This is a genomic window from Bacillus sp. FSL R10-2780 (assembly GCF_038006125.1).
Lineage (GTDB): Bacteria > Bacillota > Bacilli > Bacillales > Bacillaceae_G > Bacillus_A > Bacillus_A cereus_U.
The window spans coordinates 3,003,971-3,027,222 of the sequence record NZ_JBBOUQ010000001.1 but is presented as its reverse complement, the minus strand read 5'-3'; the positions used below and the strand labels follow the sequence as shown (position 1 = coordinate 3,027,222).

The following is a 23,252-nucleotide window of genomic DNA, read 5'->3' as shown; positions in this document are numbered from 1 at the left end:
TAGAAGCTATGTTTTGAATAAGAAAGGGTTATTCGTATGGATATTGAATTACGAAATCGCTATGAACCCATTGTGAGGCAATATAGATTGGACACTCAACATATGGAAGAGCACGGAAGTGTAATGAAAATTTATACGAATCAAGGTCCGTATGCGTTAAAGAAAATACAAGATAGAAAATTAGAGCGGAATAATTTTTTGCACCATATTCAATATTTGAAGGAGAAAGGTTTTTCGAATTATGTACCTATCTATCATGCGACGGACGGGAATTATGTTTTAAGTGATGGGACGTATAGTTATTATTTAATGCCTTGGTTAGAACGTGCGGAAGGAAATGGCGAAGATAATGATCAATACCATAAGATGTTTCAAACGCTCGGGACGTTGCATCAAAAAACGGTGAAAGAGGAAACTTATACGGAAGAAGATTTAGAAAAACATTATACAAATATATCCGAACGTTGGGAAAATGATGGTGAGATATTAGAAGAGTTTCTTGTAGAATCTGAAGCGAAGTGGTATATGTCGCCATTTGAATTACAATATTGTACGTATTATCACCATGTTATGAGAGCACGTGAGTTCGCAACGAAACAATTAAGTGAATGGCATGATGCAATGAAAGAAAAGGAAACGACACGTACTACTTTCGTTCATGGAAATGTATCGCTTAATCACTTTTTATTTGATTATGAACGAAACGGTTATTTTATTAGTTTAGAAAAGTCTCAGTTTGCTACACCGGTACAGGATATCGTCAGCTTTTATTCAAGGTCTTTAAACACATATCCAATTGCGCGGAGTGACCGCTTTGAATGGTATCAAATGTATCAAAAAAATTTTCCGTTTACGAAAGAGGAGCAGATTCTTATGTTTGCGTATATGACGTACCCGTCGCATTTTATTCGGCAAATTCAGTCGTATACGAAAAGAAGAAAGAGTCGTAATGAAGAAAATGAGCTTCGCGGGGTGAAAAGCCTGCAGCAATCGCATTGGCTCATTAGTAATACAGAATATTTCCTTTCGCAATTACAAGCTGCCCAGCAAGGGAACGGATAAAAAAGATAAGTAGGGAGAACCCTGCTTATCTTTTTTTTATTAGTTCCATAAAGAGATAAAAGCCGTAGTTTCAAATTTATCTTGACGAATAAGGTTTCGTTTTTTACACTATTGTATATAATAATTAACAATCACATAAATGCATTGAAGGGGAAGAGTATAACATGAAACGTCTTCAGAGAGGAGAATCATTGGCTGGGAGGTTCTCTAGATAGTTATGTTAGAAGGTAGCCCTGGAGCATCTTTTCTGAACGGAATGATTCTTATTAGGAAAAGACGGATTTGTCCGTTATCAAATTAAGAGTATAAGCAAATTCTGAATTTGTTTGTAAATAAAGGTGGTACCGCGATGTCCCTCGTCCTTTTTTGGATGAGGGGCATTTTTTATTTTAAGGAGGGAAAATAATGTCAAACACGGAAAAAAATTTACCAACTAAATATGATCATATGTCCGTTGAAGAAGGCCTTTACAAGTGGTGGCTTGAAGGCAAATATTTCGAAGCAACAGGAGACGAGAAGAAACAACCATATACAATTGTAATTCCACCTCCGAACGTAACTGGTAAGTTACACTTAGGTCATGCTTGGGATACGACACTTCAAGATATTTTAACTCGTACAAAGCGTATGCAAGGTTATGATGTATTATGGCTTCCAGGAATGGACCATGCTGGTATCGCAACGCAAGCGAAAGTAGAAGGGAAACTTCGTGAAGAAGGTATTTCACGTTACGATCTTGGCCGTGAGAAATTCCTTGAAAAAGCTTGGGAATGGAAAGAAGAATACGCTTCTCACATTCGTCAACAATGGGGGAAAGTTGGTTTAGGACTAGACTATTCTCGTGAACGCTTCACATTAGACGAAGGTTTATCTAACGCTGTTAATAAAGTATTCGTTCAATTATATGAAAAAGGCTTAATTTACCGCGGTGAGTATATCATCAACTGGGATCCAGCAACACGCACAGCTCTTTCTGATATTGAAGTAATTCATAAAGAAGTTCAAGGTGCATTCTACCATATGAACTATCCGTTAACAGACGGTTCTGGTCACATTCGCCTTGCAACTACTCGTCCAGAAACAATGCTTGGTGATACAGCGGTAGCAGTTCATCCAGAAGATGATCGTTACAAACATTTAATTGGAAAAACAGTAACACTTCCAATCGTAGGCCGTGAGATTCCGATTATTGCTGATGAATACGTAGAAAAAGACTTCGGAACAGGCGTTGTAAAAATTACACCAGCTCATGACCCGAATGACTTTGAAGTAGGTAACCGTCATGACTTACCACGTATTTTAGTAATGAACGAAGATGGAACAATGAACGAAAAAGCTGGTAAGTACAACAGTATGGATCGTTTCGAATGCCGTAAAGAGTTAGTGAAAGACTTACAAGAAGCTGGCGTATTAGTAGAAATTGAGCCTCATATGCACTCAGTAGGTCATAGTGAGCGTAGCGGTGCAGTTGTTGAGCCTTACTTATCAACACAATGGTTCGTAAAAATGGCTCCACTTGCAGAAAAAGCGGTAGAACTTCAACAAAAAGAAGAAGAAAAAGTAACGTTCGTACCAGAGCGTTTCGAAAACACATACTTACGCTGGATGGAAAACATTCATGACTGGTGTATTTCTCGTCAATTATGGTGGGGCCACCGTATTCCAGCTTGGTATCATAGAGAAACTGGTGAAGTATACGTAGGCACAGAAGCGCCAGCGGATATTGAAAACTGGAATCAAGATAATGACGTGCTTGATACATGGTTTAGTTCAGCGCTATGGCCATTCTCAACACTCGGCTGGCCGAATGAAGATGCAGCAGACTTTAAAAAGTTCTATTCAACAGATGCTTTAGTAACTGGTTATGACATTATCTTCTTCTGGGTATCTCGTATGATTTTCCAAGGTTTAGAGTTTACAGGAGAGCGTCCATTTAAAGATGTATTAATTCACGGTTTAGTTCGTGATGAGCAAGGACGTAAAATGAGTAAATCTCTTGGTAACGGTATTGATCCAATGGATGTTATCGAGAAGTATGGTGCAGATGCAATGCGCTATTTCTTATCAACAGGAAGTGCACCAGGTCAAGATTTACGTTTCAGCATGGAAAAAGTAGAATCTACTTGGAACTTCATTAATAAAATTTGGAACGCATCACGTTTCGTATTAATGAACATGGATGACATGAAGTATGAAGAAATCGATTTAACTGGTGAAAAATCAGTTGCAGATAAGTGGATTTTAACTCGCTTAAACGAAACAATCGAAAGTGTAACACGTAACATGGATAAATATGAGTTCGGTGAAGCTGGTCGTTCATTATACAACTTCATTTGGGATGATTTCTGTGACTGGTACATTGAAATGGCGAAACTTCCACTATACGGTGAAGATGAAGCAGCTAAGAAAACAACTCGTTCTATTTTAGCTTACGTATTAGACCAAACAATGCGTCTATTACATCCATTCATGCCATTTGTAACAGAGAAAATTTGGCAGCATTTACCGCATGAAGGCGAGTCTATTACAGTAGCAGCATGGCCAACAGTTCGCGAAGATTTACAAGATAAAGAAGCGGCAGCAGAAATGCACCTTCTAGTTGATATCATTCGCTCTGTTCGTAACATCCGTGCGGAAGTAAATACGCCAATGAGCAAAAAAGTTCAAATGCAAATTAAAGCAAAAGATGAGGCAGTACTAGCTCAGCTTACGAAAAACAGCTCTTACATTGAGCGTTTCTGTAACCCAAGTGAACTAACAATTAAGATTGATTTACAAGCGCCAGAAAAAGCGATGACTGCAATCGTATCAGGTGCAGAGTTATTCTTACCGTTAGCTGATCTTATCAATCTTGATGAAGAGAAAGCGCGTCTTGAAAAAGAACTTGAGAAGTTCGGTAAAGAAGTAGAACGTGTACAGAAGAAACTTTCAAACCAAGGATTCGTAGCGAAAGCTCCTGCAGAAGTTATTGACGGAGAGCGTGCGAAAGAGCAAGATTATCTAGAAAAACGCGAAGCGGTTCGTCAACGTCTAGCTGATCTTGAAAAATAAAATGTTTTTCAGAGACTCACTATATTGGTGAGTCTCTTTTCTTTGCGTATAATAGAATTATGAAGTTTGTCTTTTGAAAGGGGAATAGCAAACGTGATACATGCATACGAAGAAGCGATAAGCTGGATTCATAGCCGATTGAAATTTGGGATAAAACCAGGACTAGAAAGAATGCAATGGATGTTAGAAGAACTCGGAAATCCAGAGCGTCATATAAAATGTGTTCATCTTGCCGGCACAAATGGAAAAGGTTCAACTTTAACATATATGCGCTACATGTTAGAAGGCGCGAAATATAAAGTAGGAACGTTTACATCGCCTTACATAGAAACATTCAATGAACGTATTAGTATAAACGGAATACCGATTGCAGATGAAGAGATTGCGGAACTTGTAAATATGGTAAAGCCAGTTGTTGAAAAATTAGATGAGACGGAATTAGGAGAAGCGACTGAATTTGAAATCATTACAGTAATGGCAATTTGTTATTTCGGTAAAGTTAATTTCTGTGATGTTGTTTTATTTGAAACGGGGCTTGGGGGAAGATTTGATTCTACAAATGTTATTCATCCGGTTCTCACGATTATTACGAATATCGGTCACGATCATATGCATATTTTAGGCAATACACTAGGAGAAATTGCATATGAAAAGGCAGGAATTATTAAGTCTGGTGTTCCAGTTATTACTGGTGTGAAAAATGAAGAAGCATTACAAGTAATTCAAAAGGTTGCTAAGGAAAATCATGCAAGCTTATATGAATTTGGAAAACAGTTTACAACATTACATAAACATTCTAATGAAGATGGGGAACATTTTGATTTTGCTTGTCCATTCGCCTCATTTGAAAATGTTCGGATTTCAATGAAAGGTATTCATCAAGTAGGCAATGCAGCGCTAGCGCTTATGGCAGTCATGTATTTAAAAACATATTTATCATTTTTAATTAATGAAGAGGAAATAAAAGCTGGCTTACAAGAAGCATACTGGATTGGTCGATTTGAAAAGTTACAAAGTAATCCAGATATTATAATAGATGGTGCCCATAATCCAGAAGGTATTGAAAGTCTTGTAAAAACAGTAGAGGCACATTATAAAAAGAAGAATGTAATAGTTTTATTTACTGCTCTTGGTGACAAACAGTTATATAACATGGTAGGGCAATTAGAAAAAGTTGCTGATGAAATAATATTTACGACGTTTGCCTTTGATCGTGCCATTTCTGCTGACAAGCTTGCATCGTATTCACAACAAGAGTCAAAATTAGTTTTTGAAGATTGGAAAGAGGCAATTGATACAAAAGTTGGTATGATTGGAGAAAATGATGTTTTTATCATAACAGGTTCTCTGTATTTCATTTCTGAAGTTCGAAAATATATTCGCGAGAAAAACTAGATAGTCTTTGCTATCTAGTTTTTTGTTCTACAAATGAAGTCAAATGCATACATATAAGATAAATATATAGGGTTATTTGGCGAATTTCTCTGACAAATATCTCGTTTTTTTGCGAAGTGAATATGATATGATGCGGACAACGATAAGAGGTGAGGTGTGAGTGTATGGACAAGCAATCACGAACGATCTCAGTGAAAGTAAATGGAACAGAAGCGAAGTATGAGGAAAAGAAGAAAGATGAGTTTGACTGGATGGTAGTAGAAAGTGAAAGACTAAAAAACGTTGTTCCGTTTCAAAAAGCGAAATTAGTGTCTAAGGAAAAAAAACGAAAGAAGTGGAGTAATACAATAATTGCAATCGTTGCAACTGCAATTGTTATTGGTACGGCGTTTGGAATGGGAATGCTGCATGTACTTAAAGGACAAGGAACGACAGGGGGAAGCGAAGTAACAGCTTCGAAGCAGATGGGGAATGAAGAATCAAAGGTGGGTGGAACGGCAGAACAAACACCGGCACCAAAAGAGGAAAAGCAAAAAGCGCAGGTAGGAACGTCATTAGACCCGATGAAATTATTTTTTGTTCAAGGAGGGATTTATTCTTCCGAAGAAAAGGGACAGGCCGCTCTTGAAGAGTGGAAAGGCGTGGCTGCTTTGAAACCGAGTAGTGATAAGTATGCGTTAGTTGTTGGTATTACGAGCGATGAACAGGCTGTTAATCAATTAATAGATCAGTATAAGCAAGATGGTGTTTCAGTTTTGAAAAAAAATTGGGATATTACAGATAAAGCATTGCTCAAAAATGATAAAGAAGTAGGAATGTTTTTAGCGAAAGTGCAGCCATTATATACTCATTTAACAAAATATGTGTCCAGCGTACAAACTAGTGGAAAAAGTAATTCAAAAGATGTAGAGGCGATTGAAAAAGAGTGGAAAGCTATTGAAAAGGAAGCGAAGAGTATGAAGCGTGAAGATGCGAAGAAGCTTTATACGTATACGTCAATAGCGGTGCAAACGATTAAGGAAGGGAAGGGCGATAAGGAATCTGTAGCTAAATTAAATCAAGTTATTATTGATGGATTACTTTCGTACGAAAAAATGGTTTCACAAAAAGTAAAATAATAAGATAATAAGATGAAGGAGAAAGAAGTACATATACTTCTTTCTTTTCTTTTGAATTTAGAGCAAAGTGCTTTCTGTATGGACAGAATATAATCGTATTTAAAAAGAACTATTATTTTGTTTAGAGAAAATGATATTTCTAGAATTTGTGGGGAAACTATTCCTTTGATACGATTGATTTGAATTATTCTGCTTCATGCGAGAAGGGAAGGAGAAAATATGAGGAAAATTATTTTAGCTTCAGGATCACCTAGGAGGAAGGAACTGCTTGAATTAGCTGATGTGCCATTTGAAATCGTTGTTAGTGAAGTAGAAGAGACGATTGGTGCATATTTATCACCTTCTGATATTGTTATGTCGCTTGCTTTGCAAAAAGCATCTGCTGTGGCAGAAAATCATAGTGATCATGTTGTATTAGGTGCAGATACAATTGTTACATATGATTCACGTATTCTTGGAAAGCCGTCTAATGAGGCTGAGGCGAAAGAAATGTTACGATTATTATCGGGGAAAACACACGAAGTATACACAGGTGTTGCAATTATATTGAAAGAAAAAACGGTAACTTTTTATGAACGTACAGAAGTAACATTTTGGGAATTAACAGAAGAGGAAATAGACGTATACGTTGCATCGAAGGAACCGCTTGATAAAGCAGGAAGCTATGGAATTCAAGGTAAAGGGTCTATTTTTGTTCAACATATTCAAGGGGACTACTACAGTATAGTTGGCTTGCCAATTGCGCGTCTTGTCCGTGAACTAAAACAGTTTGATAGCGATGTAACCCATGCGTAAAATTGCATGGGGTTTTCTTTAGGAGAAATCGTAAAAAAAGGGGTGGAGAGATGAACGGTATTCGTGATGTTGTGAGAGAAGAACAGCCACGGGAGCGTTTATTGTTAGAAGGAGCAGGAAGTTTATCGAATCGAGAACTTCTTGCAGTTTTACTCAGAACGGGTTCTAAAGAAGAAACGGTGTTAACGTTATCAGATAATATTCTACATCATTTTGACGGCCTACGAATGTTAAAGGATGCAACGTTAGAAGAGATGATGAGCATTCATGGTGTTGGGATTGCAAAGGCGTCGCAGCTTATGGCTGCTTTTGAATTAGGTAGAAGAATGGTACGTTTAGAATATCAAAATAGATATAGTATTCGAAGTCCAGAAGATTGTGCGAGTTATATGATGGAAGAGATGCGTTTTTTGCAACAGGAGCATTTTGTTTGTTTATATTTGAATACGAAAAATCAAGTTATACATAGGCAAACTATTTTTATTGGAAGTTTAAATACGTCGATTGTGCACCCAAGGGAAGTTTTTAAAGAAGCGTTCCGTCGGGCAGCAGCCTCTATTATATGTCTTCATAACCATCCCTCAGGAGATCCGGCGCCGAGCCGTGAAGATATTGAAGTTACAAAACGACTAGTAGAATGTGGTCGAATTATTGGAATTGAAGTGCTTGATCATATCATAATAGGTGACCATAAATTCGTGAGTTTAAAGGAAAAAGGTCATATTTAAGACTATTCTTTTTACCTATTTTGTTTTATAATGTGATTTATGAGTTTTTTGTAGAAAATTATCTACAAGAAGGATACAGATATAAAAAAACGTACTGTTTTTATAAATATAAAGTAAGAAAAATGAGTCCGTGAAAATAAGAAGGGAAGATAAATGATATGTTTGGATTTGGTGGATTTACTCGCGATCTTGGAATTGACTTAGGAACAGCGAACACGCTTGTATATGTGAAAGGAAAAGGTGTAGTTTTACGTGAACCTTCAGTAGTAGCATTACAAACTGATACGAAACAAATCGTTGCGGTAGGTAGCGATGCAAAACAAATGATTGGTCGTACACCAGGAAACGTAGTGGCACTTCGCCCTATGAAAGATGGTGTAATTGCTGATTATGAAACAACAGCAATAATGATGAAATACTACATTCAACAAGCTCAAAAATCAAATGGATTCTTCTCACGTAAACCATACGTAATGGTATGTGTACCATCTGGTATTACAGCTGTAGAAAGACGTGCGGTAATCGATGCGACTCGTCAAGCTGGTGCTCGTGATGCTTATCCAATCGAAGAGCCATTTGCAGCAGCAATTGGTGCAAACTTACCTGTTTGGGAGCCGACTGGTAGTATGGTTGTTGATATCGGTGGTGGTACAACAGAAGTTGCAATTATTTCTTTAGGTGGTATTGTAACAAGTCAATCAGTTCGTGTTGCTGGTGATGATATGGACGATTCAATCATTCAGTACATTAAGAAAAGCTACAACTTAATGATCGGTGAAAGAACAGCTGAAGCACTAAAATTAGAAATCGGTTCTGCAGGCGAGCCAGAGGGTATCGAGCCTATGGAAATTCGCGGTCGTGATTTAGTAAGTGGTTTACCAAAAACAGTACTAATTCAACCAGAAGAAATTGCAGATGCATTAAAAGATACAGTAGATGCAATTGTAGAATCAGTTAAAAATACGTTAGAAAAAACTCCACCTGAATTAGCAGCGGATATTATGGACCGTGGTATCGTATTAACAGGTGGGGGGGCATTACTACGTAACTTAGATAAAGTTATTAGTGAAGAAACAAATATGCCAGTTCTTGTTGCAGAGGATCCATTAGATTGCGTAGCAATTGGAACGGGTAAAGCATTAGACAATATCGACCTTTTCAAAACTGCTGCTCGATAATATTGCAAAATAAAAATCAATGAAATTAAGAGGGTGTGAACGTGCCACAGTTTTTCTTAAACAAAAGATTAATTGTTTTGTTAGTTAGTATTATTCTTCTCGTGGCATTGATTGGAATCTCATTGAAAGAACGGAACAGTTTATCATGGCCAGAGCAGTTTATAAAAGATACTGTCGGTGTTGTAGAACGTGTATTCCAAAAGCCAGCGAATTATGTTGCCGGATTCTTCGAAAACGTAGAAGATGTAAAGCGCACGTATGAAGAGAATAAAAAGCTGAAAGCAAAATTAGATACTACCGCAGATTTATCTGTAGTAGTGAAAAATTTAGAGGATGAGAATAAAAAACTACGAGAATTAACTGGTAAAGAAAAGTCCCGTGGTGATTATACGGAAGTACAAGCTAGTGTGGTTTCTCGTAATCCCGATAAATGGTACGATTTAGTTGCGATTGATAAAGGAGCACAGCAAGGGATTAAAAAAGATATGGCTGTTGTAACTCCGAAAGGTTTAGTTGGACGCGTAAAAAGTGCATCTCAGTTTACATCGTCAGTAGAGTTGTTAAGTTCTATGAGCCGAACAAACCGTGTTTCTGCTATTGTACAAGGACAAGAAAATATCTTTGGATTGATTGAAGGTTACGATAAAGAAAAACAACTACTTCTTTTCACAAAGATTAGCTCTGATGCAAAAGTAGAAAAAGATCAACTAGTTGTAACATCTGGACTTGGTGATATCTTCCCAAAAGGTCTTGCGATTGGGAAAATTGTTGATGTTCAGCCAGATCCATACGGTTTAACAAAAACAGCTTATGTAAAACCATCCGCTGATTTGAATGATGTAGAGCATATTATAGTTGCAAAACGTGATATGCCTACAGCGTCGTTAGAATAGGAGGGGGAGAAGAGATGATGACGATTTTAAAAAGAGCAGCTCTTCCTCTTCTGCTCCTTTTTGTTTTTTTATTTGAAAATATGTTCTCTACTGTTGTTCCAACAGACGTCTTTTGGAAAAACAGTATAGCAGCACCGCATTTCTTTATAATTGTGTTATGTTTTATTACAGTGTACTATAGTCCGATTCAAGGGATTTACTACGGACTATTATTTGGTTTCTTATTTGATACCGTATACACAGAACTTGTCGGTATATATATTTTTGCTTATCCGATTTTAGCTTATTTAGTTTATAGTGTGATGAAGGTATTACAATTGAATTTATTTATTGTCGCTTCTATCGTACTGGCTGGCATTGCAGCATTAGAGTATTATGTGTATGGGTTTTTAACTTTGTTAGGACGTACTCACATGTCAGCATCTGTCTTTTTCACAGATCGTCTCCTTGCTACTTTATTGCTAAATGGAATTTTCTTGTTAATAGTTTGTTTCCCACTGAGACGATATTTAGTGCGTCTTTCAAAAGCGATAGAAGAAAAGGAAAAAAGGATTTTCTAATTTTATGTCGAATTGAATCGGTGGGGTGAACTTTAGTGGAAGAAAAAAAGCAACAAAATGTAACGATAAAAGGGACAAAAGATGGAATAACACTTCATTTAGATGATTGCTGTTCATTCTCTGAGCTACTAAAAGAATTGGATGAAAAGCTTTCTACACATTACTATGAGGGTGACGGACGTTCTTTAATTGAAGTGCGTGTTAAAGTAGGAAATCGCTATTTAACAGAAGTACAACAAGAAGAGATTCGTACGTTAATTCGCAATAAGAAGAACCTTGTTGTGGAATCAATCGAAAGTGATGTTATAACAAAAGCAGAAGCAATAGCTTGGAAAGAAGAAACAGAAATTGTCCCTATTTCCAAAATTGTTCGCTCTGGACAAGTGTTACATGTAAAAGGCAATTTATTATTAATTGGAGATGTTAATCCAGGCGGAACGGTTATCGCTGGGGGGAATATTTTTGTCTTGGGATCATTAAGAGGAATTGCACACGCGGGGTATGATGGAGATTCAGAAGCTGTTATTGCTGCATCTAGTATGAACCCTATGCAACTTCGAATTAGTGATGTGACAATGCGGGCTCCGGAAGAGAAAGAAGACGGAGCAGAGGCGGCAGAATGTGCGTACATTAATGAGAACAATCACATTGTTGTCGATCGCCTGCAACTTCTCACTCATCTTAGACCTAATTTAACCAAGTTAGAAAGGGGAATTGTATAGCTGTGGGAGAGGCAATAGTAATTACATCTGGAAAAGGCGGAGTAGGTAAAACTACAACGTCTGCGAACATTGGTACAGCCCTTGCGTTATCTGGAAAAAAAGTATGTTTAATTGATACAGATATCGGTTTACGCAATTTAGACGTAGTAATGGGGCTGGAAAATCGTATTGTATTTGATCTTGTTGATGTCGTTGAAGGACGTTGTCGTTTACCTCAGGCTCTTATTAAAGATAAGCGTTTTGATGATCTTTATTTATTACCTGCAGCACAAACGAGCGATAAATCGGCGGTAACACCTGAACAAATGGATGAATTAATACAAGTATTACGTCAAGATTATGATTACATATTAATTGATTGTCCTGCGGGGATTGAGCAGGGGTTTAAAAATGCAGTAGCAGGTGCGGATAAAGCAATCGTTGTAACAACACCAGAAGTATCCTCAATGCGTGATGCGGATCGTATTATCGGGCTTTTAGAGAAAGAGGATATTGAACCACCGAAACTTGTCATTAACCGTGTGCGTAGTCATATGCTTCATGAACAGGATATGTTAGACGTTGATGAAATCGTACGTACACTGTCAATCGAGCTTCTTGGAGTTGTCGAGGATGATGATGAAGTTATTCGTGCTACGAATACAGGTGAACCTGTAGCACTGCAACCTAGTGGGAAAGCAGCAATAGCTTATCGTAATATTGCAAGACGCTTATTAGGTGAGAATGTACCATTACAAGCATTTGAACAAGAAAAAGTATCGGTATTTACAAAGATGAAAAATTTCTTTGGAATCCGTTAAAAGCACTTCGCATAAATGCGGAGTGCTTTCTTTTTTCTTCGCATGAATATCTTCCTTCTATAACTCATACATATGTACAAACTGTATATAACTGTTTCTATATTAAATAAGGCTAACGAAAGAAAGGAGACAGTATGAAGAATAGACGTGTGGAAGAAATTAAAAAGCGGATTGCGAAAAGGAAAGCAGAGCAAGAAAGGATGGAGGAAGAGCGGTATTTTGCGGGAGGAGATTTTGATAGCGAAACGGTCTTTATTGAAGAGGGGGAGAAGGAAATTCATCCTCTATTTCGAAAAGAAGTTTTTCTCTTCAAAGTGTTGCTATCAGCAATATTAGTTCTTTCTGTTGCTATTTTATACAAGAATGCTCCTTCTTCTTTCGATGGTGCTAAAGCTGTTACAGAAAAAGTGATGAAAGAGGAGTTTCAGTTTGCCACTGTAGCGAAATGGTACGAAAAGCAGTTTGGAAAACCTCTCGTATTCTATTCGCCTAATGAGACAAAGGAAGGAACGATTCAGCAAAAGGATTATGCAATTCCTGCCTCTGGAAAGGTGATGCAAGGTTTTCAAAAAAATGGTCAAGGTGTATTTGTCCAAACAGCTACAAATGCAATAGTTGAGTCAGTGAATGAAGGGCTAGTTGTTTTTGCGGGCAAGAAAGAGGAACTTGGAAATACAGTTCAAATTCAGCATGCTGATGGCACGGAGTCATGGTATGCAAATTTAAATGATATGTCAGTAAAATTATATGATTACGTTTCAAAGAAACAAAAAATTGGAATAGTGAGTAATGATGAAAATAATAAAAATGGAAAATTTTATTTTGCAATAAAAAAGAATGAAAAATTTATTGATCCAATTCAGGTGATTTCATTTGATTAAATATAGGGATGTTTTCACGAAAATTTCCGTGCATCCGTTGTTTTGGGTTATTATTGTCATTGGTATTTTTACGGCGCGTTTTAAAGAGTTGCTATTGTTATTTTGTATCGTTCTCATTCATGAGCTTGGGCATGCTTTTGCCGCAGCGTATTATAATTGGCGTATTAAACAAATTCAGCTTTTGCCGTTTGGTGGCGTAGTTGAGATGGAAGAGCATGGGAATAAATCGTTAAAAGAAGAATTAATTGTTGTTATGGCGGGGCCAATTCAGCATATATGGATGATTGCAGCCGCTTACATTTTGTATCAAGCGGGCTGGGTAACTGATGATTTGTACCATTTCTTTGTATGGAATAATGTCATTATTTTAGGGTTTAATCTATTGCCTATTTGGCCACTTGATGGCGGAAAAGTATTATTTAATGTATTATCATATCGTTTTCCCTATTTACAAGCACATGAAAAGATGATGAAATTGTCATGTGTTTTTTTTAGTGTAATATTAGGATGGCAGTTACTTTGGAATAGTAATAACATTATGATGTGGGTATTACTCGTTTTTCTAGCGATTTCTTTATATCAAGAATGGAAACAAAGACGGTACGCATTTATGCGTTTTTTATTAGAGCGTTATTATGGGAATAAAAGAGATATTGAAAAAATAGCACCTATTGAGGTGAAAACGGAAGATCATTTATATACGATTTTCACAAAATTTCGCAGAGGATATAAACACTCTATTATCGTCCATGGAAAATATAAAGAGCATTACACATTGGACGAAAATGAATTGTTGTATGCGTATTTTGCTGAAAAACGAACAACCTCATCTGTTGAAGAATTAATTGGTTAGTGTTGACGACGACACTAACCTTTTATATTGTAAGGAAAAGAAATGAAAAGTGAGGAAAGAATTTTGAAGACGTTATATATTAACTACACTGGTTCGGAAAAGCGTGTTGCGATAGAAGAGAAACAAAAAATTGTAGAGCTTTTATGGAAACGGAATGAAGAGCAGGAGATTGTCGGACATATTTATGTTGGGCGTATCGTAAGAACAATTGCTGGAATGAACGCAGCCTTTGTAAATATCGGATTAGAAAAACATGCATATCTTTCGTTTGATGATGTACCATCTTCATATCGCATACATGAAGGGCAGGCGATACTTGTACAAGTTGTGAAAGAGGCAATTGATACGAAGGGGCCAAAATTAACGGCGAAGATAGAATTTACCGGAAAATATGTCGTTTACATGCCGTATGATGACATGCGCGCTGTTTCTCGGAAAATAAAAAATAATAAAAGAAGACAACAGTTACTGGGAATTGAAGTAGAAGGAACGGGTGGATACATTTTCCGTTCTGCTTCTGAAAAAGGAACAATCGATGAAATACAAGCTGAAATGCAAGGATTGCAGCAGTTATATGAAGAGTTAAAAAGAAAAGAAGATCAAGGGAAGGCGCCCTTACTACTTCATCAACCAGCGACGTTTTTAGATCGTGTATTTCAGGAGAACCCAATTGAAACAATTGAAAAAATAGTTGTAGATACGAGAAGTATAGTAAAAGAATTAGAAGAAAAAGTAGGGAAAGAAAGAGTATCCTTTTATAATGAAAAATCTTCGATGTTTAACCATTTTGGAATAGATCGTGAAATCGAGAAAGCACTTCAAAAAATTGTGTGGCTACCAAATGGTGCTTATCTAATTGTAGAACAAATGGAGACGATGACTGTAATTGATGTGAATACAGGTAAATTTACTGGAAAACAAAATTTACAAGATACCGTATTTCGCACAAATGAAATGGCTGCTGAAGAGATTGCTCGTCAATTAAGACTTCGTGATATTGGCGGGATGATATTAATTGATTTTATTAATATGAAAAGACGGGAAGATAAAGAGAAGGTAAGAGAACGCCTCATAGCTGCTATGCAAGATGATCGCACATATACAAGAGTGCTTGGGTTTACAGAGTTAGGTATTTTAGAGATGACGCGAAAACGTAAGAAACATTCGTTACGTGACGTATTATTAGAAGAATGTGTACCTTGTAAAGCGACGGGGTATGTTATGTCTTATGAAACAATTGCATATGAGCTAGAGAGAGAGTTAATTACATATGGCAATATAGAAGATGAAGCAGTATTAATCGCTGCACCAAAAATTTTGCAAAAACATTTTTCACAAAAAGAATTACAAAAAAATATTCCATTTGAAATTTATTTCAAAGATGATATTATCGAAAAGTACGCTATTATCCGTTTTGGAAGTAAGAAAGAAATTGTAGAACGGAAAAAATAGTTAGTAGAACATTCATTGACAATAGTCAATGAGTCATGGTAATATTTTTATGTTATAGTTTATAGCACCTAAACTGCTATATGCTACAACCGCACAAGACAGGTTCCCTAAAGACATTTTATGTCTACCTCGTTTTTGGCGAGTCTTAGTAATTAAGAGGAGGTGCAAGTATGTACGCAATTATCGAAACAGGTGGAAAACAAATTAAAGTTGAAGCTGGTCAAGCAATCTACATTGAAAAATTAGATGTTGAAGCTGGTGAAACTGTTACTTTTGACAAAGTTCTTTTCGTTGGTGGCGAAAACGTGAAAGTTGGTAGCCCAGTTGTAGAAGGTGCAACAGTTACTGCGAAAGTTGAAAAACAAGGTCGCGCTAAGAAAATCATTGTTTTCAAATACAAAGCGAAAAAGAACAATCGTAAGAAACAAGGTCATCGTCAACCTTACACTAAGCTAGTAGTTGAAGCTATCAACGCTTAATTCTGGTTAAGATGATTAAGATTACGATAAGTCGCACGAAACTAGGAAGTATCCAATCATTTAAAATGACTGGACATGCCAATTATGCGCCACATGGACAAGATCTTGTCTGTGCTGGAACTACAGCGGTTGTGTTTGGTTCTATAAATGCAGTGGAAGAACTTTGTAATGTGCAGGCAACTATTGAACTCGGAAGTGATGGCGGATTCTTGACGTATGAATTGCCTAATGATTTAGACGCTCATACAGCAGAAAAAGCACAAATACTTTTAGAAGGATTGGTTGTTTCACTTAAGACGATTGAACTTGATTACGGAAAATATATCCGTTTAATAGAAAAAGTGCAGGAGGTGTAACGTATGTTAAGATTAGATCTTCAGTTTTTCGCATCTAAGAAAGGTGTAGGTAGTACAAAGAACGGTCGTGACTCTCAGTCAAAACGTCTTGGTGCTAAACGCGCAGATGGTCAAACGGTTTCAGGTGGTTCAATTCTTTACCGTCAACGCGGTACAAAAATTTATCCAGGTGTTAACGTTGGTCGTGGTGGCGATGACACTTTATACGCGAAAGTTGACGGCGTAGTACGCTTTGAGCGTCTTGGTCGTGACCGCAAACAAGTGAGCGTATATCCTGTTGCTCAAGAAGCATAAGAACTCACGGAAAACTCTAACCTGAGTGCAGGTTAGAGTTTTTCTATATTAAGGGGTATCTAAATGAATGAAAAATGGACAATTATAGATGCGTTGAGCCACTCAAGACATGATTGGCTTAATCGTTTGCAGATGGTTAAAGGAAATCTTTCCCTTGGAAAAGTGGAAGAGATTCATATGCTCATCGATCGTTTTGTCCAAGAAGCGAGACAAGAATCCAATCTGATGGGGCTATCAATGCCTTTATTTTCAGAGTGGATTTTAACATATAATTGGAAACAGCAACCGTGCTTATTGGAGTACGAAGTATTAGGGAAATTACATAACTTATCTCATCTAGATGAGACTGTATGTACATGGACGAATCAGTTTTTCTTAATGCTTCAGCATAGTTTAGACGTATATGTTGAAAATTATGTTTGTATCACAATTGAATGTGACGCGGAGAATGCTCGTTTCTTTTTTGATTTTCGTGGAAAGCTAACGAATGTAGAAGAACTACAAACGTGGCTTGCGAACCAAAACAATAAATGGTATTCCATTTCTTATACAGTACGAGACGAAGAAGTCTCAGTTATATTACAACTAATCGAAAAAAGTGTGGTGAAATAATGTTTGTAGATCAGGTCAAGATATATGTAAAAGGCGGCGACGGTGGTAACGGAATGGTTGCGTATCGTCGTGAGAAGTATGTACCTAAAGGTGGCCCAGCAGGTGGCGACGGTGGTAAAGGTGCAGATGTTGTTTTTGTTGTTGAGGAAGGCTTACGTACATTAATGGACTTCCGCTACCAACGTCATTTCAAAGCTGATCGCGGTCAGCACGGAATGAGTAAAGGTCAGCACGGTCGTAAATCTGAAGATTTAATCGTAAAGGTTCCACCAGGAACAATAGTGAAAGATGAAAAAACAGGTGAAATTCTTGCCGATTTAGTAACGCATGAACAAACAGCTGTAATCGCAAGAGGTGGCCGTGGTGGCCGTGGTAACTCACGTTTCGCAACAGCGACGAACCCAGCGCCAGAAATCGCTGAGAACGGGGAACCAGGTCAAGAACGTGATGTCACGCTAGAACTTAAAGTGCTAGCAGATGTTGGACTTGTTGGATTCCCAAGTGTAGGTAAATCTACATTATTATCTGTTGTATCATCAGCGCGTCCGAAAATTGCAGAATATCACTTTACAACAATCGTTCCGAATCTTGGTGTTGTTGAAACTGGTGATAACCGCAGCTTCGTTATGGCTGACCTTCCTGGACTAATTGAAGGCGCACACTCCGGCGTTGGACTTGGACACCAATTCTTACGTCATATCGAACGTACACGTGTAATTGTGCACGTTATCGATATGTCTGGTTTAGAAGGACGTGAGCCATATGAAGATTATGTCACAATCAATAATGAACTAAAAGAATACAATATGCGTTTAACTGAGCGTCCACAAGTTGTTGTTGCAAACAAAATGGATATGCCAGATGCAGAAGAAAACTTACAAGCATTTAAAGAGAAATTGGGAGACGAAGTGAAAATTTTCCCAATCTCAGCTGTAACGAAACAAGGTGTTCGTGACTTACTATTTGAAGTAGCGAACTTATTAGAAACAACACCAGAATTCCCAATGTACGATGATGTAGAAGAATCTGAAGCAAGTGTAATGTACAAATTTGAATCTGAATCTAATTTTGAAATTACACGCGAAAGTGATGGTACATTTGTTATTTCTGGTTATGACATTGAGAAAACATTCAAGATGACAGACTTCTCACGTGATGAATCTGTACGCCGATTTGCTCGTCAAATGCGTGGAATGGGTATTGATGAAGCCCTTCGTGCACGTGGTGCAACAGACGGAGATATTGTAAAAATTCTTGAATATCAATTTGAATTTATCGATTAAGACTGCCGAAATATGGCGGTCTTTTTTTTTTACTATTTGAGTCCAGTAAAGATCTGATTCGTATAGGTGAACCATAAGTCGATATAGGAAAAAATCCCCATTGATTAAAGTTTCAATTTATAATAGAAAAAGGAGTGATTTTAGAAGAATATTTTATGGGGAGAAAAGGAACATGTATAAAATATTAATTGTAGAAGATGATGAAAAAATTGCAGAGATATTAGAGGAGCATTTAGAAAGGTATGGATATCAATCTTTCAGAGCGAGCGATTTACGGAATATAAAAGATGAGTTTGTAAAAGTAAGTCCTCATCTTGTGTTACTTGATATTAATTTACCATACTTTGATGGCTTCTACTGGTGCCGCCAAATCCGCATTGTATCGAATGCACCAATTATTTTCGTTTCTGCAAGGACAGGGGAAATGGATCAAGTGATGGCGATTGAGAATGGCGGGGATGATTATATTACAAAGCCGTTCCATTTAGATATCGTAATGGCAAAGGTGAAGAGTGCACTTCGCCGCGGGTATGGTGAGTATGCTTTGGCCGCGGAAAGTGATTGTTTAGGTGTTAATGGATTGTTATTATTTCCATCACAGCACACAGTAGAGTGGAAAGGGCAACAAACTGAACTTACAAAAAATGAATTTTATTTATTAGAATGTTTAATGAAACAAGCGAACCAATATGTAACACGTGAAGAGCTGTTAGAGGCTTTATGGGATGAAGTAGCTTTTGTTGATGATAATACATTAACTGTGAATGTAAAGCGTGTAAGGAAGAAACTTGAGGAGTTAGGCATTAAAAATGCAATTGTCACAAAGCGTGGGTACGGTTATGCTCTTCTTACTGAGTGGGGCGAAGGGCATGAAGGTTAAAAGCTACCTCATAGACCGTTTTTCCTTAATCCTTTCTTACATTATAAGCCTTTGTTTATTTGGGCTCGTATTGCAGTTGCAAAGTCTTTTAGAAAAGCGTTCGCTGGACTGGAGTACATGGCTATACGGACTGTTATTAGGGACAGTTGTGTTTAGTGTATACCTTATTTACGATTACCGAAAACGAAGTGTGTTTTTAAAGAGAATAGAACAGTATATTGTCGGTGGACATACATTACATGACTCTTTACTTATCGATACTTCTTATACGTCAGAGCAAGAACTGGTTGTTGAAGCGTTTACGCTATTAAGGCAGCAATATATGAATGAAGTTCATAAACAGCATGCAAAAGAGCAACAGCAAATGATTTTCATGAATCAATGGATCCATCAAATGAAAACACCAGTATCCGTTATTGAATTATTGTTACAGAAATATGGTAAGGAACACCGTGAAGCAAGGGGAACGATTGAAAGTATTCGTGAAGAAAATAACCGTATTTTAAATGGGTTAGATTTAGCGTTACATATGGCAAGGTTAGATCAGTTTTCGAAAGATTATAAAGTAGAAGTAGTAAATGTTATAGAGGTCATTCGAGATATTATTAATGAAAATCGAAAGTCGTTCATTCAATCTTCTGTATTTCCGAAAATGATGTTTGAAGAAGAGACTTGTATGATTGCGTCTGATAGAAAGTGGCTTAGTATCGCTATGAGCCAAATTGTTGTGAATGCAATTAAGTATACAAAAATTTCAGAAGCAGAGAAAAAAGAAATTCAATTTCAAATTGAAGAGAAGGATCAAAAGGTATTACTGCATATTAGGGATAATGGAATTGGTATTCCAGAGCAAGATGTAAAGCGTATATTTGATCCGTTCTTTACGGGAATAAACGGCCGTAAAACAAGGGAAGCGACAGGGATGGGTTTATATATTGCGAAGGAAATTTGCGGTAATTTACATCATGGAGTGTATGTACAATCAACTGAAGGGGAAGGAACAACAGTTACGTTCCAATTTGCAAAAGATGAAGAATATCATACATTAATGAGAAAAATGACAAAACTGTAAGATAACAAAACGTTTTGTAAGGGAAATCACTCGTTTCTTTTTCTTATTTTTCTTATAGTAAATGTAAGAAGAAAACACGTAGGGGGATTAGAAATGAGTGTTCTTGAAGTAAAAGGGTTAACAAAGGTGTATCAATCAAAAGGTTCAGTAGCGACGACTGCTTTAAATGATATAAATTTTAAAATTGAAGAAGGCGAATTTGTAGGAATTATGGGGCCTTCAGGAAGCGGAAAAACAACGCTTTTAAATTTATTAGCGACAATTGATAAGCAAACTTCAGGTCATGTGCTTGTAAATGGTGAAGAAATTAATCAAATGCGTGCTGCAAAATTGGCGGAATTTCGCCGTACACATCTAGGATTCATTTTCCAAGATTTCAACTTACTTGATACGTTATCCATTAAAGAAAATATTATTTTGCCGCTTGTAATGGCGAAGAAATCTGTAAAAGAAATTGATGCGAAAGTACTTGAAATTGCGAGGTTTTTAAACATCGAAGAAATTTTAAATAAAAAAGTATACGAAGTATCAGGAGGACAGCAACAACGTGCAGCTGCTGCAAGGGCGATTATTCATGAACCAACATTAATTTTAGCGGATGAGCCAACGGGAAACTTAGATTCTAAGTCAGCGAAATCATTAATGGGAGCACTTCAAGATTTACATGAGCAAAAGAAAGTAACCATTGCAATGGTAACGCATGATCCGGTAGCGGCTAGTTATTGTGAACGTATCCTCTTCATACGTGATGGAGAGATCTTCTCAGAAATACATAAAGGAAGAACGAAACAAGCCTTTTTCCAAGAAATTTTGGACGTACTTGCGATGCTAGGGGGGGAATATCATGAACTTTCGCCAGCTCGCGCTTAACAATGTAAAAGGAAATTGGCGTAATTATAAAGCGTTCCTTATTAGTAGTTGTTTATCGATTGTCGTATTTTTCATGTATGCTTCCTTCATTTATCATCCAGATGTCGTAAGCGGTAATATTAGTATGAAGACGATGATTACAAAAGGATTAGAATCGATGAATTATATTGTAGTCATCTTCTCAGCGCTCTTTATTTTATATGCGAATTCAACGTTTTTACGAGCAAGAAAAAAAGAATTCGGTTTATTAACATTAATAGGTGGAACGAAGTCTCAGCTCGGCCGAATGATTATATTAGAGCAACTGATGTTAGGTAGTATTGCAATTGTAGTAGGTATTGGGATTGGAATGCTTTGTTCAAAACTTTTCTTCCAAGCACTCAGTGTCTTACTGAAAATTGATAAAACACTGCCGCTTGTGTGGAATGGAAAAGCAGTTCTTATTACAGCTGGCATATACTTTATCCTCTTTTTAATACTATCATTGTTTAGTGTTTGGACAGTAGGACGCTTGCAAATTATTGATTTATTAAGAGAGGCAAGAAAACAAAAAGTAGAGCCTTTTGCATTTACATGGTTAGGTGTAGCTGGTATAGGATGTATTATTGCCGCATATGTGCTTAGCTTCCAAGTGACATTTATGAATTTTATAATGCTGTTTTTACCGATTGTAGGGCTGACAATAGGCGGAACGTATTTACTGTTTACGCAAGGTAGTACAGTCGTATTAAAAGCACTGCAAAAAAGAAAACAATCTTTTTATACGTATCCAAATATGTTCGTACTTAGCAATCTTATTTACAAAATGAAAGATAATGCTCGTTTTCTATTTGTCATTTCTATCATTACGGCGGTTGTTTCTTCAGCAGTTGGTACACTGTACGTGTTCTTTGAGGATATGAGTTATAAAACAGTAGCTAGTGCTCCGCATGCTATTTCGTATGAAGAAAAGGGGGTAAATACGCATAACATCATCAGTGAAGGGAAAGCACAAGAACTAATAAAAAAACACGGATTTGAAGAAGCGCGAAAAGTAACGTATGTAAAACTTCCTGCAACTCAAAAGGTAACGATGTTTAACGGTGAACATGAGATGCCGTTAGGGATTATCTCTGAAAAGGAATATAATAAAGAAGCGCGTAAACAGAACGTGCCAGAAGTGCAAAATAAGCCGGGAAGTGCAACGATGGTTGTAGTTGATATGATGAATGATATTGTCAAGCCGGATCTTACGAAGTCATTTGAATTTAAATTGAACGGACAAAAACAGTCTATTAAGCTAAATGATCCAGTATCAAAGTCTGTTTTTAATGATGATGGCTATTTGATTGTGAATGAGGAGGATTTTGTAAAATATTCACAGCTCGTAGCAGATGAAGAAAAGACAAAATATTATGGATATTATATTGAAGATTGGAAAGGAACAGAAAATCTTGTACTAGACTTAAAGAAAGAAATTGCACAAGAACAACAACAGAATTTCCACAATTCTATCCTTACGTATAAAGCGATAAAGGAGCAAGGAGCAATTACAATGTTCATCGGCTTCTTCGTAGCAGTACTGTTCTTCTTCTTTGCTTGTAGCATGACATACTTTAAATGGTTTAATGATAAAGAACAAGATCGTATTCAATTTAAGTCATTAAAAAGAATTGGTATGACAGATAAAGAAATTCGTAAAATTGCAATTCGACAAATGGGTGTTATCTTCTTTATCCCAATTTTAATCGGTACAATTCATAGTGGATTTGCCCTTCATACGTTAGGGAAAATGCTTTATATCGATTTATGGAAATCAGGTGCGATTGTAATTGGAGCATATATTTTAGCTTCTGCTATTTACTTTATGATCGCACAAAGAGGATATTTAAAACACGTAAAAAGCTAGGGAAACCTCTAGCTTTTTACGTGTGTAGTA

Annotated in this window: 23 protein-coding genes and 2 other annotated features; all 23 genes read left to right on the top strand. The window is 36.9% G+C overall.

Annotated elements, in window-relative coordinates; all coding sequences use genetic code 11:
• Nucleotides 1-36: 36 nt before the first annotated feature.
• The 23 genes from ysxE to NSQ47_RS15680 all read left to right on the top strand — a co-directional run bounded on the left by ysxE (nucleotide 37) and on the right by NSQ47_RS15680 (nucleotide 23,222).
• On the top strand, nucleotides 37-1,062 hold the full coding sequence (ysxE, locus tag NSQ47_RS15790) for a spore coat protein YsxE (protein WP_002112053.1): 1,026 nt from the start codon (nucleotides 37-39) through the stop codon (nucleotides 1,060-1,062).
• Between the two features lie 135 nt (nucleotides 1,063-1,197).
• Nucleotides 1,198-1,429 (top strand) — a binding site (T-box leader).
• 38 nt (nucleotides 1,430-1,467) lie between these two features.
• Nucleotides 1,468-4,113 carry a valine--tRNA ligase gene (locus tag NSQ47_RS15785; protein ID WP_341037325.1) on the top strand — a complete coding sequence of 882 codons (2,646 nt, stop codon included), beginning with the start codon at nucleotides 1,468-1,470 and terminating at the stop codon, nucleotides 4,111-4,113.
• Nucleotides 4,114-4,206: 93 nt separating this feature from the next.
• Nucleotides 4,207-5,508, top strand: coding sequence for a bifunctional folylpolyglutamate synthase/dihydrofolate synthase (locus NSQ47_RS15780; RefSeq protein WP_341037323.1), 1,302 nt, complete (start codon nucleotides 4,207-4,209; stop codon nucleotides 5,506-5,508).
• Nucleotides 5,509-5,672: 164 nt separating this feature from the next.
• Nucleotides 5,673-6,626, top strand: a complete 954-nt coding sequence (locus tag NSQ47_RS15775) for a stage II sporulation protein B (protein WP_341037321.1) — start codon at nucleotides 5,673-5,675, stop codon at nucleotides 6,624-6,626.
• A gap of 219 nt (nucleotides 6,627-6,845) precedes the next feature.
• Entirely contained in the window at nucleotides 6,846-7,421 is a 576-nt protein-coding gene (locus tag NSQ47_RS15770) for a Maf family protein (RefSeq protein ID WP_341037320.1), read from the top strand.
• A gap of 50 nt (nucleotides 7,422-7,471) precedes the next feature.
• A complete protein-coding gene (radC, locus tag NSQ47_RS15765; protein WP_002015368.1) occupies nucleotides 7,472-8,149 on the top strand; it encodes a DNA repair protein RadC in 678 nt (225 codons plus the stop codon).
• Between the two features lie 158 nt (nucleotides 8,150-8,307).
• Nucleotides 8,308-9,327, top strand: coding sequence for a cell shape-determining protein MreB (gene mreB, locus NSQ47_RS15760; protein WP_002015369.1), 1,020 nt, complete (start codon nucleotides 8,308-8,310; stop codon nucleotides 9,325-9,327).
• A 41-nt stretch (nucleotides 9,328-9,368) separates the two neighbouring features.
• Complete coding sequence (gene mreC, locus NSQ47_RS15755) at nucleotides 9,369-10,220, top strand: rod shape-determining protein MreC (protein ID WP_002160359.1); 852 nt, start codon at nucleotides 9,369-9,371, stop codon at nucleotides 10,218-10,220.
• Nucleotides 10,221-10,234: 14 nt separating this feature from the next.
• Nucleotides 10,235-10,780: a rod shape-determining protein MreD gene (gene mreD, locus NSQ47_RS15750; protein ID WP_002160360.1), complete on the top strand. Its 546-nt coding sequence runs from the start codon at nucleotides 10,235-10,237 to the stop codon at nucleotides 10,778-10,780.
• 35 nt (nucleotides 10,781-10,815) lie between these two features.
• Nucleotides 10,816-11,502: a septum site-determining protein MinC gene (minC, locus tag NSQ47_RS15745; RefSeq protein WP_002160361.1), complete on the top strand. Its 687-nt coding sequence runs from the start codon at nucleotides 10,816-10,818 to the stop codon at nucleotides 11,500-11,502.
• Between the two features lie 2 nt (nucleotides 11,503-11,504).
• Entirely contained in the window at nucleotides 11,505-12,302 is a 798-nt protein-coding gene (gene minD / locus NSQ47_RS15740) for a septum site-determining protein MinD (protein WP_000503308.1), read from the top strand.
• A 134-nt stretch (nucleotides 12,303-12,436) separates the two neighbouring features.
• Entirely contained in the window at nucleotides 12,437-13,183 is a 747-nt protein-coding gene (gene spoIVFA, locus NSQ47_RS15735) for a stage IV sporulation protein SpoIVFA (protein WP_341037317.1), read from the top strand.
• Nucleotides 13,176-14,036: a M50 family metallopeptidase gene (locus NSQ47_RS15730; protein ID WP_002145592.1), complete on the top strand. Its 861-nt coding sequence runs from the start codon at nucleotides 13,176-13,178 to the stop codon at nucleotides 14,034-14,036. The genes spoIVFA and NSQ47_RS15730 overlap by 8 nt, the downstream gene beginning before the upstream one ends.
• A gap of 42 nt (nucleotides 14,037-14,078) precedes the next feature.
• Complete coding sequence (locus NSQ47_RS15725; RefSeq protein ID WP_341037314.1) at nucleotides 14,079-15,488, top strand: Rne/Rng family ribonuclease; 1,410 nt, start codon at nucleotides 14,079-14,081, stop codon at nucleotides 15,486-15,488.
• 77 nt (nucleotides 15,489-15,565) lie between these two features.
• Nucleotides 15,566-15,644: a sequence feature (ribosomal protein L21 leader region), on the top strand.
• Between the two features lie 14 nt (nucleotides 15,645-15,658).
• Nucleotides 15,659-15,967, top strand: coding sequence for a 50S ribosomal protein L21 (rplU, locus tag NSQ47_RS15720; protein ID WP_000270907.1), 309 nt, complete (start codon nucleotides 15,659-15,661; stop codon nucleotides 15,965-15,967).
• 11 nt (nucleotides 15,968-15,978) lie between these two features.
• A complete protein-coding gene (locus NSQ47_RS15715; protein ID WP_002160364.1) occupies nucleotides 15,979-16,323 on the top strand; it encodes a ribosomal-processing cysteine protease Prp in 345 nt (114 codons plus the stop codon).
• Between the two features lie 3 nt (nucleotides 16,324-16,326).
• The gene (rpmA, locus tag NSQ47_RS15710; protein ID WP_000944957.1) at nucleotides 16,327-16,617 is read left to right on the top strand and encodes a 50S ribosomal protein L27; all 291 of its coding nucleotides are present in this window, start codon (nucleotides 16,327-16,329) and stop codon (nucleotides 16,615-16,617) included.
• A 63-nt stretch (nucleotides 16,618-16,680) separates the two neighbouring features.
• Entirely contained in the window at nucleotides 16,681-17,229 is a 549-nt protein-coding gene (locus tag NSQ47_RS15705; RefSeq protein WP_002112037.1) for a Spo0B C-terminal domain-containing protein, read from the top strand.
• On the top strand, nucleotides 17,229-18,512 hold the full coding sequence (gene obgE / locus NSQ47_RS15700) for a GTPase ObgE (RefSeq protein WP_002015378.1): 1,284 nt from the start codon (nucleotides 17,229-17,231) through the stop codon (nucleotides 18,510-18,512). Before NSQ47_RS15705 ends, obgE begins: the two co-directional genes overlap by 1 nt.
• Nucleotides 18,513-18,684: 172 nt before the next feature.
• Nucleotides 18,685-19,392 carry a response regulator transcription factor gene (locus NSQ47_RS15695; protein ID WP_341037312.1) on the top strand — a complete coding sequence of 236 codons (708 nt, stop codon included), beginning with the start codon at nucleotides 18,685-18,687 and terminating at the stop codon, nucleotides 19,390-19,392.
• Nucleotides 19,382-20,464: a HAMP domain-containing histidine kinase gene (locus NSQ47_RS15690; RefSeq protein WP_341037310.1), complete on the top strand. Its 1,083-nt coding sequence runs from the start codon at nucleotides 19,382-19,384 to the stop codon at nucleotides 20,462-20,464. The genes NSQ47_RS15695 and NSQ47_RS15690 overlap by 11 nt, the downstream gene beginning before the upstream one ends.
• Before the next feature lie 93 nt (nucleotides 20,465-20,557).
• On the top strand, nucleotides 20,558-21,334 hold the full coding sequence (locus tag NSQ47_RS15685; RefSeq protein WP_002015381.1) for an ABC transporter ATP-binding protein: 777 nt from the start codon (nucleotides 20,558-20,560) through the stop codon (nucleotides 21,332-21,334).
• Nucleotides 21,309-23,222, top strand: coding sequence for an ABC transporter permease (locus tag NSQ47_RS15680; RefSeq protein WP_088079425.1), 1,914 nt, complete (start codon nucleotides 21,309-21,311; stop codon nucleotides 23,220-23,222). The genes NSQ47_RS15685 and NSQ47_RS15680 overlap by 26 nt, the downstream gene beginning before the upstream one ends.
• The last annotated feature ends 30 nt before the right edge of the window (nucleotides 23,223-23,252 follow it).

What these genes read in the sequence shown, in the direction of transcription:
- ysxE (WP_002112053.1), top strand. Translation starts at nt 37, where the DNA reads ATGGATATTGAATTACGAAATCGCTATGAACCCATTGTGAGGCAATAT.
- NSQ47_RS15785 (WP_341037325.1), top strand. Translation starts at nt 1,468, where the DNA reads ATGTCAAACACGGAAAAAAATTTACCAACTAAATATGATCATATGTCC.
- NSQ47_RS15775 (WP_341037321.1), top strand. Translation starts at nt 5,673, where the DNA reads ATGGACAAGCAATCACGAACGATCTCAGTGAAAGTAAATGGAACAGAA.
- NSQ47_RS15770 (WP_341037320.1), top strand. Translation starts at nt 6,846, where the DNA reads ATGAGGAAAATTATTTTAGCTTCAGGATCACCTAGGAGGAAGGAACTG.
- radC (WP_002015368.1), top strand. Translation starts at nt 7,472, where the DNA reads ATGAACGGTATTCGTGATGTTGTGAGAGAAGAACAGCCACGGGAGCGT.
- mreB (WP_002015369.1), top strand. Translation starts at nt 8,308, where the DNA reads ATGTTTGGATTTGGTGGATTTACTCGCGATCTTGGAATTGACTTAGGA.
- mreD (WP_002160360.1), top strand. Translation starts at nt 10,235, where the DNA reads ATGATGACGATTTTAAAAAGAGCAGCTCTTCCTCTTCTGCTCCTTTTT.
- spoIVFA (WP_341037317.1), top strand. Translation starts at nt 12,437, where the DNA reads ATGAAGAATAGACGTGTGGAAGAAATTAAAAAGCGGATTGCGAAAAGG.
- NSQ47_RS15725 (WP_341037314.1), top strand. Translation starts at nt 14,079, where the DNA reads ATGAAAAGTGAGGAAAGAATTTTGAAGACGTTATATATTAACTACACT.
- rplU (WP_000270907.1), top strand. Translation starts at nt 15,659, where the DNA reads ATGTACGCAATTATCGAAACAGGTGGAAAACAAATTAAAGTTGAAGCT.
- NSQ47_RS15715 (WP_002160364.1), top strand. Translation starts at nt 15,979, where the DNA reads ATGATTAAGATTACGATAAGTCGCACGAAACTAGGAAGTATCCAATCA.
- rpmA (WP_000944957.1), top strand. Translation starts at nt 16,327, where the DNA reads ATGTTAAGATTAGATCTTCAGTTTTTCGCATCTAAGAAAGGTGTAGGT.
- NSQ47_RS15705 (WP_002112037.1), top strand. Translation starts at nt 16,681, where the DNA reads ATGAATGAAAAATGGACAATTATAGATGCGTTGAGCCACTCAAGACAT.
- obgE (WP_002015378.1), top strand. Translation starts at nt 17,229, where the DNA reads ATGTTTGTAGATCAGGTCAAGATATATGTAAAAGGCGGCGACGGTGGT.
- NSQ47_RS15695 (WP_341037312.1), top strand. Translation starts at nt 18,685, where the DNA reads ATGTATAAAATATTAATTGTAGAAGATGATGAAAAAATTGCAGAGATA.
- NSQ47_RS15690 (WP_341037310.1), top strand. Translation starts at nt 19,382, where the DNA reads ATGAAGGTTAAAAGCTACCTCATAGACCGTTTTTCCTTAATCCTTTCT.
- NSQ47_RS15685 (WP_002015381.1), top strand. Translation starts at nt 20,558, where the DNA reads ATGAGTGTTCTTGAAGTAAAAGGGTTAACAAAGGTGTATCAATCAAAA.
- NSQ47_RS15680 (WP_088079425.1), top strand. Translation starts at nt 21,309, where the DNA reads ATGAACTTTCGCCAGCTCGCGCTTAACAATGTAAAAGGAAATTGGCGT.